Raw genomic sequence first — 14,608 nt, forward strand, 5'->3', positions numbered from 1 at the left:
CAGAAGCGCGCCGGACGCTTGAGCTACTTGATGGCAACGCGCCCGGCGCGCTTGCCAGACCTGAAACCGATGCCTATCAACCCCAAGGACTCTCGTTATGAACGAGGGACGACCGGGGGGCAGGTCAGCCATGCAACTCACCACGATCTCAGGAAAATCCCCGCTGGCTGGAGCAATCCGATACGCCCTCACCCGGATGGAACGCCTGCGCCCCTACCTCGACCACGGCATCCTTGAGTTGGACAACAACGCCGCCGAACGCGGCATGCGCGCTATTGCCTTGGGGCGGAAGAACTACCTCTTCGTTGGCTCCGAAGCAGGCGGCAAGGCCGCCGCCATCGCCTACACCCTGATCGAAACGGCCAAACTGAACGCCGTGGATCCACACGCCTGGCTCGCCGATACCCTCGCCCGCATCCCGGACTACAAGATCACCAAGGTCGACGACCTGCTGCCATGGCGCTGGAACGGGTAGCGGTCAGGCCGGACGCTTACGGCTCGTCTCTCCGGCATAGAAGTTAGGGGCGGGGTGGTCACGGCGATTAGGGCCTATCTTCGAAGGGGGGCCTCCCTAAACATTACCTTAACATGTAAATGGGGCCCGCCCGATGCCCTGCCGGTGTCCTCGTCAGTGAGCCCATGTCTACGCTCTCCCCGACCACCTCCCAAGGTAGCAGCCCCGTAGGTTGTTCTCAGGGAATGCCCCGACGAACCTGCACCCCGCCATGCACCCCAAGGCACTGTTCCAGATCACCTCTCCCATCCCCTGCGGTGCCCTGAACGGGGCCATAAGGGATGCCTAAAGTGCCCCGATACAGGCCCCATCGTCTACGCCTCTCCCTGAGGTCTCCCTCGTGGGGTCCGCCTAGGACCTCACCCCATCAAGGACCCCTCCATGAGCTACTTTCAGGACATGATCGCCCGCCAGCATGGCCCCCTTCAAGTCTATGGTCGGGATGCCCCCACGACCCCGGAAGGCTGGATCACCCCAAAGTGTTACAGCAGCCGTGCCTGTGAGCCGTCTTCGTTTCGAACTCCCGTGCCATTAATGCCCGAAATCAGCGTGAGGTAGTTGTCCCGCGATCCAAGCACCTCTTCCAGGAGGCCCCGACGTTTGAGCGACACATAAAGAGCCACCGAGCCCGCTTGGCAGTTGATGGATTTCTCAGGATTGAACGCAATGTCAGTAAATGCGTCATAGGCCATCACAGCCTCGGCCAGCTCACGCTGTAGATGTAGGGCGTTGATATAGACCCAGTCGTAGAAGGCGGTCAGGGGTTCCAGCGCCCAGTTCTGACCGGAGAAGCTGAATCGTATCAGGCGCCCAGAGCTTTGTAGCCTTGGATCACGTTTGGCATCCAACGGGCGCGCGTCCATCAGGTCCGTATAGGGACCGCCGTTCTCGAACACCTTTGATGCCTGAAACGCGCTTTCGACCGAGATTTCCCTTCCTCGACCGCGAGTGTGGAAGGTCAGGTTGAACGCGCTCAATTTCTCGCCTAGCGCATCTTCCGACGCACTCGATACCTCGAGAACCCGCGCGCCTGGCACTGCAATCCTGATTGCCTCATGCAGCGAGCGGATCGACATCTGCTTCCGTGATCTGGCCATTCCAGGGTGCCAGACGAAGTCCACGGGCATGACCCGAACCAGGACCGGTCCCTCCATAGTGCTTATGAATACTGGCCTTGTTGCCACTCTGCTCTCCAGCTCAATTCATACGAACATGTTTACGTGACGCAAAAAGACCCTTGCCGCGGCCCGCATGGAAGCTCTCGTGGTGCGCAAGATACGGCAGATGCCTAGCCTGTGCTTCCGCAGTCTCGAATGCGATCGCTTCGACAAGATCCGGTTCGATGGTCTCATAGACCATAACTTCAGCCTGAGGATCGGTGGGATCGTATGGACGCAGCCATGCATCACGGCCTCCTTCACCTGCGGCAAACATGTCGCGGAGAGCCTGAACGGATTTCATTTGCTCACGGGGTAGCCGGATCATTCGCGCATCGGCCGCGTTGTGGCTGTAGAACGCGCAATCCTTCTCCCACAGAACCCGGGGTGAGATCAGCAGGATTGCCCAATCTGCATCTGGCATGATCTGACGATACTTCCAAAACATGCGGTAGTTTGGGAAGGTAACCGATAAGGATGTTCCGTCAGTCTGTGCGTCGAAACGGTTGGTATCGTTACGGGTCGGGAGAAGCCCCTTCTTCTCGCAAGCGGTCATAGACATCAGGCCGTGCTGAAGGATGCCAAGCAGATTTTCGCATCGCGTGAAATGCACCAGGTGCGGAATGCGTAGCTCACGGGCAACGAGCTCAATTCTGGCCCGTTCGGTTGGCCGAACGGCATCGGTGACTTTATTAGAGCTGACCGCTCTGGGCTTCGCCGTGGGAGAATTTGCTTTCGATACGGAGCCGGTCACCTGCTCAAGGCTGTTGGAAGCTCCTGCCAATGCGCAGGAATCCGTCCGAACGGTAGTGGGGTGGGCTTCGTCCGCCATGCGGGTGACGGTGTCCAGAAGGGAGACGGTGGTGCGATTGGCAACGTGAAAAAGTCCCGATTTCCTGTTAGGTCCCTCGGAAGATCCTGTCGTAGGGCTGGCCGTGTGAGGGGCCTCCGGCGGCGAGAGCAATAAAAGGTGCTGGCTCAGAAGGTCGATCTGTGCCTTGATGAACGGCAGAAAGGGCTCGGAAGCTCGCTTATTGACTCCCTCCAGAAGTACAACGTCCTGACTGGCCCGTCGGTGAGTCTTTTCCAAGAAATCCAAGATATCCTTCAATTTCTGGATCCTGTCCTGGGCTACTAGCGGAGGCAGGCTGCTCCTTTGAACCGGCAGTAGTGACACACCAGAAAGTTCCAGCCCCTCCGGTTCACCCGATCCTATTATCTGCCTAACTTTTTCAAACTCTTCCGCAAATTCAGGATCAATCGCGATCCTCTTTTCCCTCTCGCCGCATTCCAGAACTACTTCAATGGAAATTCGAAGCCCATACAACTGGCGGCGGAAGTCTTCGTTCGTCTTTAGCTTTTCTATCTCCATCAATAACTTGGAGTTTGTTTCTTCCAGAAAACCTGGCTTTCTCATGGAAGGCTGCTGGATATCTCTACCGCCATCGTCTGGATGGGACAGAGATTTGGCCTCCAGAGCAACGCTGGCTGGTTTGGATGAGCTAATTGGAGCCCATGGAACCAAGGGCTGCTGCGTGGCCACAGGCACCTTTCCCGATCTTTCGGGATTCTTGCCGGTACTGCCCTGCTTGCCGAAAAGCGAAGACATGAGCCAAGCCGTACCCCAGGCGGTGGCTAGTTGGAGAAGGACCAGCCAGGTCGCCCAGGCGGCCAAGAAGGTGAATGCGGTCCAGACGAAGACAACTGCGGTCATAGCTTGTGCAGAATATATCCGCGCAACGATGATGGTGACGGCAACGAATATCTGCCAGCCAAGGACTGTCTCTATCATTATGATCTATGAAGATTTGATACCATTATCGTCGACCGGTCCCTTCTGTTCCTGGTTCACAACGCTAGCAATTTGCTTCGAGTTGGGCAAGCAAGCCGGCCGGCCAACGATGGGTGCAGCCGGATGCTCTTTCAGAAGGTGATGACGGGCACATTTCAGTACCCAGAAGTTAAAGGGCGGGCTGCCCCGTTGCCCCGGTTTCGGCATAGCTGACCCGTTGCGCGATGTTGACCGGCGCGACCCTGCCATGTTGCGCCAGGACGCGGGCGGCCTCTTCGGTGATCTTGGCTCGCGGGGGCTGTCACAGGGCGAAAGCAACGGGCCTTCGTGGCGAAGGTGAGGCAGGATCAGGCCGAGGTCGAAGCCGCGATAGCTGCCCGCAAGAATCGTTTTCCAGAAGTCCCTCCCAGCGCCCCCGGCAGTATAGGCTAAGACCTCGCGACAGGGTCGCTACGGGCCAACCCAAGCCCGCCGTGGGCCACCCACCCGAGACCTTAGAGGGCCGCTCCACGACTCTCTCCGGGCCTCTCAGGGGCATGCCCATCGTGCCCCGCCTCTCCCCGTCCCGATCTTTCCGAGAAGTCCCGCCAGCCTTGGCCGGGTCCCAGTTCCTTGATGCCCGCCCCTTGGTGGTTGTGGCGACCGGGCGGGGCTTCTCCGAGGGATCGTGCCGCAGACCTCGCCACAGAACGCGGCTTCACATCATCAAGGAATCCACCATGACCAACATCACCAACTACCTGCCCAACTCCGCCGACACCTCTCTCCTTCCGGTCCCGATCCCGGAGACGATCCCGGCAAGGTGTCGGAACGTGCCGTTCATGTCCTCGCTGGAACTTGCCGACATGACCGGCAAGCGCCACGACCACGTTCTACGGGACATTGAACGAGAACTGGAGAAGATCGGCGAAGCTCTCCCCAAATTTGGGGCCAGCTACCGCGACCGCAGCGGTAAGGTGAGTCCTTGCTACGTCCTGCCCGGAACCTATCTGCTGTTCATCGCATCGGCCTATGACGCCAAGTTGCGCTTTCAGATCATCCGCCACTGGGAAGCCCTGAACAACGGCACCGCACAGTCGGTCAAGGACGCCGCGAACCTCTATGCCAAGAAGTTGATCGAAGGGTCCCGCGCCGAGCGCCACGCCCGGATCGCCGCCGAGACAGCACGGTTTGTGGAGATGAACGACAGACTGCCGAACGCGGCAGAACGGTTCCTCCTCGGGAAGCCCTAAGCCCGCCAGACTCCACAGGACGCCCGCACAGGCCCCCTTCCACCTCTCGACGGGTTCGCCCATCAGGAACGGAAAGGTGCCATGTGCGGGGCTCTGATGAGTCCTGCGGGCCTTATCAGCCGAAGATGAAGGTGAACGGTTCGTTGCCGATTCTCCCGGTCCCGGTCCCCCGCGTCCCTGTGGAGACAAACTTGAAGGACCCACTCTGCCCATTGGTGCAGGTGAAGGTGCCTTCGCCGTTCCTGCTGGTCACATAGACGAAGTTACCCGAACACGAGCGCCCCTTGCTGCTAACAAGGGTCAGCGTCCCGCCGCCGTCTGCATAGCCTGTCGCCTGTCCGGTGAACGTCTCGGAGCCGGTTTCAGTCTGGCCCGTAACCGGGAGCGACATCGAGCAACCCGTCAGCACAAAACAGACCGCACCAAGGGCAAGAATAGGTTTCAGCAATTTCAAATCCTTCACTTTTTCGCTTTCGCCCATACAGTTAGAGGGACACGGGACTGCGAGTAAAGCCGGATTCGTTATGGCCGATACCTCTCTCAGTCGTCCTCGTCTTCGCTGACCGGCTTCGTGTCCGTCTCTGACAACGGAACGCCCAGCGCCTTCTTCATCGCCCGCGTGGTCATCCGCAGCTTTGCGACGCTGCCACCGTAGACCCGATCACCGACGCCACCGAGGGCATGGCCAAGGATCAGGTTCTGATCCAGTGACGACACCTCAGCCAGAATCAGGTTGTCCTTCATGTTGTGCCGCAGGGAGTGAACCACATGCTTGGGGTCCGTGGTCACAGCCCGGACATGCTTCATGATCGCCGCAGAGGCCGCATCTGCGCCCCGTGGGGTGCCATAGGCGGGGAGCAGCAGGTTGCCTTCGCGGGGCAGGGTCAGGGCTTCCTTGGCCGCCTCCAGCGCGTCTCCGACAAGCGGCACCGACCGCCGGGAACTCTCCGTCTTAAGCCGCCGGTTCTCGTGCCACGTCACGCGGATATGCGGGAACTCTCCGCCGGTCTCTACGTCCTCGACCCGAAGCCCCGACACCTCGGCTAGACGGCACCCCGTCCCCTCCAAGATACGCCAGATCAAGCCCAAGTCCCGCTTTGCATGGCCGACGATCCGCTGCCGCACCTGCCGCAGAATCTTTGGCGGGAAGGGGTCGCGCTTCTCCCCATCCGATGCCCGGCCCCGTTCGGTGCCCACCGACAGCTTGTTGAACGGGCTCTGGAAGGTGGCCGGTAACGGCATCTCGGTCGCGGCGAAGTTAATCACCGCCTTGAGGCCGTTCATGTCGCGCGCAACAGAGGCAGGGCTGATCTTCTGGCCGTTGTCCTTGATCCGGTCCAGCATGTGGTCGCGCACCTTGCGGGCGTCCTCTCGGGTCAGATCGACCAGCACGGGGTCGCAGCCCAGCGCGTCCTTCACATGTCCGATGATCCGGGCAATCTGCCCCTCGAATCTCTCGACCACCTCGGCAGGATCATCCCCCTTCGCCCTCTCGGCCAGATAGAGCCGCTTGGCGTCCTCCAGCGTGGCGGCAGGGGCGGGATACTTCTTCGGCCCGAGACGCAGCAGGTTGATCGCATGGGCCTCGACCGGCGGCACATCGACCGGCTGCCAATCGTCCTGCGGGTAGCTGTCCATCATGGCCTCACCCATCATGGCAAGTTCTTCCTCAGTCGCCCCGGCTGCGACCAGATCAGCACGACGACGCAGGGCCTCGGCATAGGCTTCCCTGTCCGATGCAACTGGGCTGACCGCACGGGCTGACCGGGCAATCGCGGCCTTAGCCTCGGCAATCTCCCTCTCCACCCGCGCATGATGCTTCGGCCACGCCACAAGGGCTTCCTTCTGGGAGTCGCCCAGCTTGGCCTTGAACTCGCGCTTGGTGATGACCGCCGCGACCTCTTTCGGGACCCTGCGCCGATACTGGTAGCTGCCCGATTTGGTGACTTCGACGTGCTTCAAGATGAGCCCCATGTGTGCCTCGCGTGTGCCGCTATGTGCACCGGAAGGGACAGCAAGTCACTCAACCTCTTGATATATTTCCAGTCTCTGGTGGGAAACTGGCTCCGGCGGTAGGGATCGAACCTACGACCAATTGATTAACAGTCAACTGCTCTACCGCTGAGCTACGCCGGAACACGGGGGGTCTATAGCAATGGGGTTTGGTGGCGGCAAGGGGGATTGCGACGGAAAGCGGGAAAAAACTTTTCGGCTGTCAGGGGGCGGTGAACCGGGTCTGCGCAGCGATGTCGCCTTCGGGGATGGCGAGCATTCTTTCTGACAGATCAATGAGATGGGCAAGGACGTTGCGGGCGGCGGCGGGCAAGAGGGCCGGTGCGGTGTCGGTATAGATCCGCGCCGCAAGCTCGGCGGCGGTGCCCGGCGCGCGGGCAAGTTCGGCGCGCACCTGTGCCTCGCGCGTGCGGCGGTGGGTGGCAAGCTCTGCCAGCCGCTGGCCCGGGTTTTCCACCGCCTCGCCATGGCCGGGCAGCATGCGCTGCCAGCGTCGCGCCGCCAGCTTGTCCAGCGAGGCCATATAGGCCCCCATGTCGCCATCGGGCGGTGAGACGAGCGAGGTGGCCCACCCCATCGCGTGATCGCCGGAAAACAGCAACCCCTCGCAGGCAAAGGCCAGATGCCCGCCCATATGGCCAGGGGTGTGCAGCGTCTCGATGGTGAAGCCGCCCAGCGTCAGGGCCTGCCCATCGGTAAGCCGGTGCTCGGGCGTGAAGCGGAGGTCCACCCCTTCGCCGCCGCCCTGCAGCCCCTCGGTTGCGAGACGCTGCATCAGGGGGGACCGGCCATCCCCGGCGGTGCCGAAGGCATGGACCGGCGCGCCGGTCAGCGCGGCAAGGCGCGGGACAAGGGCGGTGTGATCGAGATGGGCATGGCTGACAAGGATCGCCACGATCTCCTCGCCGGGGGCAAGCTGGCCCAGAAGGGCGGCCAGATGCGCCGGGTCGTCGGGGCCGGGGTCGATCACGGCCACCTGACCGCGCCCGACAAGCCAGCTGTTCGTTCCCGTTCCGGTCATGGGCGAGGCATTGGCCGCCCTGACATGCCGCAGCCAGTTCGCCATTGCCGGCCCTTTCGCTTCTTGCCTGTTGCCGCTAGTCTTAGCCCCATGCGCTTCAGGCTCAAGTCCCTTCTGCCTCGCGGCCTTTTCGGCCGGGCCGCCCTGATTCTGGTGGTGCCGGTGGTGGCGATCCAGCTGCTAGTCTCGGTGGTGTTCATCCAGCGCCATTTCGAAGGCGTGACGCGGCAGATGACGACCTCGATCCAGATCGAGATCAGCCATGTGCTGCGCATCGTGAACGAGGCCGCCGACATGGAAATGGCCCGGGGGCGGGCGGAGGAGCTGGGCAAGGCGCTGGAATTGCGCACGGTCCTGCCCGAGGGCAACGCCCCGCCGGCCGATATCCGGGGCTTCATCGACTGGTCGGGGCGCGAGGTGATCCTGACGCTGCGGGCCAAGATCCCCGAGCTGATGGCAGCCGACCTGATCTCGGGCGACAACGAGGTGCGGGCCTGGTTCCAGACCCGTCACGGCCCGATGCTGGTGGCGATCGACCGGCGCCGGTTGTCGGCGTCGAACCCGCATCAGCTGCTGGTGCTGATGGTCTTTGCCTCGGTGCTGATGACCGGTGTGGCCTATGTCTTCCTGCGCAACCAGCTGACGCCGATTGCCCGGATGGCGCGCGCCGCCGAGGCCTTTGGCAAGGGCGAAGTGCTGCCGTTCCGCCCGCGCGGGGCGACCGAGGTGCGGGCCGCGGGGCAGGCCTTCCTTGACATGCGGCTCAGGATCGAACGGCAGATCGAGGCGCGCACCCAGATGCTGTCGGGCGTCAGCCATGACCTGCGCACGCCTTTGACGCGGCTGAAGCTGGGGCTGTCCTTCCTGCCCGAAGATGACGAGGTCGAGGCGCTGAAGCGCGACGTGGCGCAGATGGAGCGGATGGTGGACGAGTTCCTGTCCTTCGCCCGCGGCGATGCGATGGAGGCGGCCGAAGAGGTGGACCCGGCGGCCTTTCTGGCGCAGGTGGTGGCTGATGCCGCGCGGGCCGGGCAGGTTGTGCAGCTCGGCGCGCTCGACTGGCCCGGAGGGCGGATGCGGCTCCGGCCGCAGGCGGTGCGGCGGGCGCTGGAGAACCTGCTTGGCAATGCCGCGCGCCATGGCGGCCGGGCGCTGGTCAGCCTGACCGCGAGCGAGCGGCTGGTGCGGATGGTGGTCGAGGATGACGGACCGGGCATCCCCGAGGCCGCGCGCGAGGCGGCGATGGAGCCATTCCGCCGGCTCGACGCGGCGCGCGACCCGAACCGGGGCGGCGGCGTGGGGCTGGGTCTGGCAATCGCCGCCGATGTGGCGCGCAGCCACGGAGGGGCCTTGCGGCTGGGCGAGAGCGAGGCCCTGGGCGGTCTGCGGGCGGAAGTGTCGCTGGCCCGCTGACGGCGTGCCGGGCTCGGCCAGCAGGCCGCCGGCGCAGGGGCGGGCGCCCTTGTGGGCCGGCCGGACAGGGATCGCCGGCAGCTCCCGTGCCAGCACAAGGGCAAGATCGCCGACTTGCTCCGGGTGAGCCTCGCCGTCGCGTGGCTTGCCTCCGGCGCCGGTCACGCCGGCGTCAAAGCGCCAGCGGACTGCCCATCGGATCCACGACCGGCCCGCCCGCGGCGCGGGCGTCCTCGGGGTCATGGGTGACAAGGATCACCGGCAGATCCTTTGCCAGCGCAAAGACCAGTTCGCGGATCTGCGCCCGCAGCGCCTGATCGAGCCGGGCAAAGGGCTCGTCGAGCAGGAGCGCCTCGGGTTCGGCCAGAAGCGTGCGCGCAAGCGCCACCCGCGCCCGCTGGCCGCCCGACAGCGTGGCCGGATCGCGCGGGCCATAGCCGGCAAGGCCGATGCGGGCCAGCATGCTGTCGATCCGGGCCATCCGCTCGGCCTTGCTTCCCCCCGCCCGCAGCCCGAAGCCGAGGTTTTGCGCCACCGACAGATGCGGGAACAGCACGTCGTCCTGATAGAGCAGGCCGATGCGGCGGTCCTGCGTGGCAAGGCCCATCACGGCGCGGCCGTTCAGGCTGACACGGCCGGTCACGGTGAATTCGGGCGGCAAGGCGCCGATCAGCGCGGCGAGCAGCGTTGACTTGCCGCTGCCCGAAGGGCCCATCACGCTCAGGACCTGACCGCGGGGGATATGGGCGGTCAGCCGTGCCATCGCGATGCCCGCGCGGTCGATCTGAAGGGCGTCGATCTGCAACCCGCTCATGGCGCGCGCCTCTCGGCCAGCAGGGCGCGGCGGTTGGCGAAGGCCAGCCGGGGCAGCGCCACGGCGAGCCCGAACCCCAGCGCCGGCAGCGCCATCTGCATCAGCGCGACTGCTCCGATCAGCCGGCGGTTGCCGCCCGAGGCCAGCGCCACGGCCTCGGTGGTCAGCGTTTCCACCCGTCCGCCGCCCAGCATCAGCGAGGGCAGGTATTGCCCGACCGACACTGCGATGCCGACGGCCAGCGCGGTCAGCAGCGGTGCCAGCAGCATCGGCAGGCGCAGCCGCCAGAAGATCCGGCCGGGCGAGGCGCCCATCGCCGCCGCCGTCAGTCCGATGCGGTCGTCCCAGGCCCGGAAGGCGGGGGCGAGCGACAACCAGACATAGGGCAGGACAAAGACCAGATGCGCGGCGGCGACGGTAGCGGCGCTGCCCTTGGCGCCAAGGACAAGGGCCAGCACCTGCAGCCCCGGCAGGAAGGCGATCTGTGGCAGGATGAGCGGCAGGTAGATCAGCCCTTCCAGCCGCAGGGGCCGGCCACGGCGGGTCTCGGCCTCCAGCGTCGCCAGCGTCAGGGCAAGGGCGGCGAGGCTTGCCGCAAGGGCGATGGCAAGCGTGGTCAGGCTGGTGGCCGTCAGATCGGGGGCGGCCTTGGCCCATGTCTTGAGGGTCAGGCTGTCGGGCAGGGCGGCGGGGAACGGCCACAGCCCGGCAAAGGACCACAGCGTCAGCCCCGCCATGCCCGCGCCAAGGCCAAGCGCGATGGTCAGCCCTGACGCGCGCGCCAGCGCCGCCATCGGAGCATCCAGCACCCGCCCGCGCCAGCCGCGCAGGGCCAGCCCCGGGACCAGCGGAGCGGCAAGCCGCTCGGCGCCAAGCCAGAGCGCAATCGCGGCGACGACCAGCGCCAGTTGCACCACCGCCCCGGCTGCGGCCGTCGGCAACCGGGCGAGGCGCGGGTCGGCCATCCAGTCGGCGACCTGCACCGCCAGCGGCGGCGGCAGCGACGGACCGAGGATCAACGCCATGTCGACATTGGTCATGCCATAGGCCAGCACCGCAAAGACCGGCAGGCGCAGGCTGCGGTAAAGCGCGGGGAAGGTGGCAAGCGCAAAGCCCATGGCGCGGCCATAGCCAAGGCCGGCGGCGATCTCGGCCCGGCGCGGGGCGTCGGTCTGCGGCAGCACGGAAAGCGCGATCAAGAGCAGGAAGGGCACTTCCTTGGTCACAAGCCCGGCGGTCAGGGCAAGGCCCATCGGGTCATTGAGGATCAGGAGATCCGGCGGGTCGGTCCAGCCCGTGGCCCAGGGCGACAGCGCCCGCGCGATCCAGCCCGAGGGCGCGATCAGGAAGGCCAGCCCCAGCGCCGCGGCGGCATGGGGCAGCGACAGGAGCGGCGACAGCGCCCGGCGCAGCATGGAAAAGCCGCGCGTGTCATGCAGGCAGCCGATGAGAAGTGCCGTGATGGCAAGGGAAAGGATCGTCGAGACCAGCCCGGTGCCAAGCGACAGCGCCATGGCGCGGGGCAGGCCGGGCCAGTCGACCAGGCTTTGAAATCCGCCCCCCGTCAGCGCTGGGGCGAGCGTGCCCGCAAGCCCCGCCGCAATCGGCAGGGCCAACCCCAGGCCGAGGGCCCAGGGGGCCAGCGCCAGGGGGCGGACGGTCAGGCTCACGGGGCCACGCCGTAGCGGCCGGCCCAGTCTTCGGCCACCTTGCCCATCCAGCTGGCATGCGGCTCCAGCAGCACCGGGCCAAGATCGGCGGGCGACAGGGTGGCGAGGCCGAGTTGCAGCGCGTCAAAGCGGGCGCGGTCCTCGGGGGCAAGGGCGGCAAGGTTCAGCACAGTCTGAAAGCCCAGCGTCGCGGGGTCTTGCGCGGCGGCCTGAATGGCGGGATCGAGGATCAGGTTGGCAATCACCTGCGCCCCGGCCTGATGGGCGGCGTTGAACGGGATGGCGACAAAGCTGGCATTGCCGATGGTGCCGCCGTCCAGCACGAAGGTCCGCACCGTGTCGGGCAGATGGCCGGCGGCGATCTCGGCACTTGCCCGGCCGGGGTTGAAGGCAAAGGAGATCAGCGTCTCGCCATCCGCCAGAAGCTGGCCGAGCGCCGGTTCGTTTTCGGGAAACGCCTTGGCCTCGCGCCAGAGCGCGGGGTGAATGGCATCGAGAAGCGCCCACAGCGGCGCGACCGCAGTGTCGTAGGTGGCCGCGTCCACCGGCGCCTGCAGGATCGCGGCATCGGGCAGGACGCCGTAAAGCACCTGTTTCAGGAAGGTGAGGCCCAGATAGTCCGGCGGTTGCGGATAGGTGAACCGGCCGGGATTGGCGAGGATCCAGGCCGCCAGCTCCGCGATGCTGCGCGGCGGTGCGGGCAGCTTGGCGCTGTCATATTCAAAGACGAACTGCGCCATGGCCCAGGGGGATTCGAAGCCCTCGGTCGGCAGGGTGAAATCGGTCACGGTGGCGGGCTTGCCCTGGGTGTCGACCAGCGGCCAGTTCGGCAGGTCGGTCGCAAAGGGGCCGTGCAGCAGACCCTCGGCCTTCATCGCGGCGAAATTCTCACCGTTGATCCAGATGAGATCGACCGCCCCGCCCGTCGTCTGGCCCGCATCGCGTTCGGCCAGAACCCGCGCCACGGCATCGGCGGTGGAGGCAAGCTTGACATGTTCCAGCGTCACGCCATGGCGGGCCTTGGCCTCGGCGCCGATGAAGGCGATGAAATCGTTGATCTTGGTGTCGCCGCCCCAGGCGTGCCAATAGACCGTCTGGCCCCTGGCCTCGGCCAGAACCGCGTCCCAGTCGGCGGCAAGGGCGAGGCGCGGCGCGGCGGCCATCAGCGCGAGCGAGGACAAAGCGGTCTTGCCAAAGGCGCGGCGGTTCATGGTAACCCCTGTTGGTAATGGTCTTTCCGCAGGGATAGGCGGGGCAAGGCCGGGCTGGCAAGCCGCGATACGCAAAAGTGAGGGGGAGCGATGCTGGATGCAAGGATCAGACCGCTGATCGACGGGCCGTTGAACCGGGCGGGGGCGGCGCTGGCCGACCGCGGCATTACGGCCAATGAGGTGACGGGCCTTGCGCTGTTCATGGGGCTTCTTGCAGCCGGGATGATCGCCGCAGGGGGGCCGGGGGTGCTGGCGCTGGTGCCACTGCTGATCGGGCGGCTGGCCGACGGGCTGGACGGCGCGGTGGCGCGGGCAAGCGAAAAGACCGATTTCGGCGGGCTGCTGGATATCGTCTGCGACTTCGCCTTCTACGCCGCGATCCCCCTGGCCTTTGCCCTGCGCGACGGCGGCAATGCTGTTGCGGCGGCCTTTCTGCTGGCCACCTTCTATATCAACGGCGCGTCGTTTCTGGGCTTTGCCGTGATGGCCGAAAAGCGCGGGATCGAGACCGCGGCGCAGGGGGAAAAGAGTCTTTACTATTCGGCGGGGCTGCTGGAGGGCACCGAAACCATCGGCTTTTTCGTGGCGCTGTGTCTTTGGCCCGAGGCGTTCCGGCCGCTTGCCGTGATCTTTGGCGCGCTGTGCCTTTTCACCACCGGGGCGCGGTTGGCGCTGGCGTGGCGGGTGTTGCGGTAGGAACCCTCCGGCCGCGGCCCCCCGACCCCGACCTCTCCCCGCGGAGGGGGAGGGGTGGCGCGTGGCGGGTACGGGCGGGTCTTGCGACTTCGGCCTCTGGTCCGGGGCGATCCGGCGCTGGCGGCAGCGGCGGGCTTTGCGGAAGTGGCGGCGCGACCCCCCACCCCCGGCCCCTCCCCACAGAGGGGGAGGGGAGGTGATCGGGACCCGGCGCCGGCGCGTCAGGAATGGGCGGCTCCCTCCCCCTTCGTGGGGAGGGAGGGGGTGGGGGGCGAGGCCCTCGGTGACCGCGCGCCCTTGCAGCCCCCGGCGCGCGACACTAAGACTCTGGCAAGTATCCGGCGATAAAGCTTCGAACACGAGACAGGCAGGTTTGACATGAGAGATCCGGTTTCCACCTTCTACAACTTCATCATCCCGACCGTTGAAGAAACCAACGCCCGGGGCTCGATCCGCTACGATATCTTCTCGCGCCTGCTGAAAGAGCGGATCATCTTCGTCGCGGGCCCCGTGCATGACGAGATGGCGACGATCATCGTGGCGCAGCTCCTGTTCCTTGAGGCGGAGAACCCCTCGAAGGAAATCTCGATGTATATCAACAGCCCCGGCGGCGTGGTGACCTCCGGCATGTCGATCTACGACACCATGCAATACATCAAGCCCAAGGTCTCGACGGTCTGCATCGGGCAGGCCGCCTCGATGGGCTCGCTCCTCCTCACCGCCGGCGAAAAGGGCATGCGCTTCTCGCTGCCGAACAGCCGGATTATGGTCCACCAGCCTTCGGGCGGCTATCAGGGTCAGGCGACCGACATCCTGATTCACGCGCGGGAAACCGAGCGGCTGAAGCAGCGGCTGAACGAGGTCTATGTCAAGCATACCGGCAATGACTATGACTCGGTGGTCAAGGCGCTGGAACGCGACAATTTCATGTCCGCCGACGAGGCCCGCGACTGGGGTCTGATCGACGAGATCGTCGCCCCGCGCGACAAGTCCGACGCCCCGGCGTGATGACAGCGCCTCCCCCCGGGGCCGCTATCCTTGGGGGGATTTCTGGTTGTGAAGGCCCAGGGCTTGG

At 65.3% G+C, this 14,608-nt stretch carries 12 protein-coding genes, 1 tRNA gene and 1 pseudogene; 5 read left to right on the forward strand and 9 right to left on the reverse strand.

Annotation, left to right across the window (positions count from 1 at the left end):
- Positions 1 to 133 precede the first annotated feature (133 nt).
- Positions 134 to 475: pseudogene (locus tag G4Z14_RS00005) on the forward strand (IS66 family transposase); the annotation flags it as partial.
- Between the two features lie 521 nt (positions 476 to 996).
- On the opposite strand, the gene G4Z14_RS00010 reads toward G4Z14_RS00005, so the two are convergent.
- The gene (locus G4Z14_RS00010; RefSeq protein ID WP_164622697.1) at positions 997 to 1,698 is read right to left on the reverse strand and encodes a DarT1-associated NADAR antitoxin family protein; all 702 of its coding nucleotides are present in this window, start codon (positions 1,696 to 1,698) and stop codon (positions 997 to 999) included.
- Positions 1,699 to 1,711: 13 nt separating this feature from the next.
- A complete protein-coding gene (locus G4Z14_RS00015; protein WP_164622698.1) occupies positions 1,712 to 3,385 on the reverse strand; it encodes a DarT ssDNA thymidine ADP-ribosyltransferase family protein in 1,674 nt (557 codons plus the stop codon).
- 797 nt (positions 3,386 to 4,182) lie between these two features.
- Between G4Z14_RS00015 and G4Z14_RS00020 the strand changes: the two genes are divergently transcribed.
- Positions 4,183 to 4,695: a Rha family transcriptional regulator gene (locus G4Z14_RS00020; RefSeq protein WP_164622699.1), complete on the forward strand. Its 513-nt coding sequence runs from the start codon at positions 4,183 to 4,185 to the stop codon at positions 4,693 to 4,695.
- 115 nt (positions 4,696 to 4,810) lie between these two features.
- Here the strand turns inward: G4Z14_RS00020 and G4Z14_RS00025 are convergent, their stop codons facing one another.
- The 4 genes from G4Z14_RS00025 to G4Z14_RS00040 form a co-directional block, all read right to left on the reverse strand.
- Positions 4,811 to 5,176 carry a hypothetical protein gene (locus G4Z14_RS00025; RefSeq protein WP_164622700.1) on the reverse strand — a complete coding sequence of 122 codons (366 nt, stop codon included), beginning with the start codon at positions 5,174 to 5,176 and terminating at the stop codon, positions 4,811 to 4,813.
- A 59-nt stretch (positions 5,177 to 5,235) separates the two neighbouring features.
- Positions 5,236 to 6,657 carry a tyrosine-type recombinase/integrase gene (locus G4Z14_RS00030; protein WP_164622701.1) on the reverse strand — a complete coding sequence of 474 codons (1,422 nt, stop codon included), beginning with the start codon at positions 6,655 to 6,657 and terminating at the stop codon, positions 5,236 to 5,238.
- Between the two features lie 99 nt (positions 6,658 to 6,756).
- Positions 6,757 to 6,831, reverse strand: a tRNA-Asn gene (locus G4Z14_RS00035).
- Between the two features lie 79 nt (positions 6,832 to 6,910).
- Complete coding sequence (locus G4Z14_RS00040) at positions 6,911 to 7,774, reverse strand: MBL fold metallo-hydrolase (RefSeq protein ID WP_227751445.1); 864 nt, start codon at positions 7,772 to 7,774, stop codon at positions 6,911 to 6,913.
- Positions 7,775 to 7,819: 45 nt separating this feature from the next.
- On the opposite strand from G4Z14_RS00040, the gene G4Z14_RS00045 reads away from it, so the two are divergent.
- Positions 7,820 to 9,142: an ATP-binding protein gene (locus G4Z14_RS00045; RefSeq protein ID WP_164622702.1), complete on the forward strand. Its 1,323-nt coding sequence runs from the start codon at positions 7,820 to 7,822 to the stop codon at positions 9,140 to 9,142.
- A gap of 172 nt (positions 9,143 to 9,314) precedes the next feature.
- On the opposite strand, the gene G4Z14_RS00050 is transcribed toward G4Z14_RS00045, so the two are convergent.
- Genes G4Z14_RS00050 through G4Z14_RS00060 form a run of 3 tightly spaced genes read right to left on the reverse strand, consistent with a single transcriptional unit; the run spans position 9,315 to position 12,789 of the window.
- Positions 9,315 to 9,956: an ATP-binding cassette domain-containing protein gene (locus G4Z14_RS00050; protein WP_164622703.1), complete on the reverse strand. Its 642-nt coding sequence runs from the start codon at positions 9,954 to 9,956 to the stop codon at positions 9,315 to 9,317.
- The gene (locus G4Z14_RS00055) at positions 9,953 to 11,626 is read right to left on the reverse strand and encodes an ABC transporter permease (RefSeq protein WP_321572985.1); all 1,674 of its coding nucleotides are present in this window, start codon (positions 11,624 to 11,626) and stop codon (positions 9,953 to 9,955) included. Before G4Z14_RS00055 ends, G4Z14_RS00050 begins: the two co-directional genes overlap by 4 nt.
- Positions 11,623 to 12,789, reverse strand: coding sequence for an ABC transporter substrate-binding protein (locus G4Z14_RS00060; RefSeq protein ID WP_407703787.1), 1,167 nt, complete (start codon positions 12,787 to 12,789; stop codon positions 11,623 to 11,625). The genes G4Z14_RS00055 and G4Z14_RS00060 overlap by 4 nt, the downstream gene beginning before the upstream one ends.
- A 138-nt stretch (positions 12,790 to 12,927) precedes the next feature.
- On the opposite strand from G4Z14_RS00060, the gene G4Z14_RS00065 reads away from it, so the two are divergent.
- Positions 12,928 to 13,533 (forward strand): CDP-alcohol phosphatidyltransferase family protein, encoded by a 606-nt coding sequence (locus tag G4Z14_RS00065; RefSeq protein WP_164622704.1) that lies wholly within the window; start codon positions 12,928 to 12,930, stop codon positions 13,531 to 13,533.
- Between the two features lie 378 nt (positions 13,534 to 13,911).
- Positions 13,912 to 14,541 (forward strand): ATP-dependent Clp protease proteolytic subunit, encoded by a 630-nt coding sequence (locus G4Z14_RS00070; RefSeq protein WP_164622705.1) that lies wholly within the window; start codon positions 13,912 to 13,914, stop codon positions 14,539 to 14,541.
- Positions 14,542 to 14,608: the final 67 nt, after the last annotated feature.

The sequence above is a fragment of the Tabrizicola oligotrophica genome, from assembly GCF_011008935.1.
Taxonomy (GTDB): domain Bacteria; phylum Pseudomonadota; class Alphaproteobacteria; order Rhodobacterales; family Rhodobacteraceae; genus Tabrizicola_A; species Tabrizicola_A oligotrophica.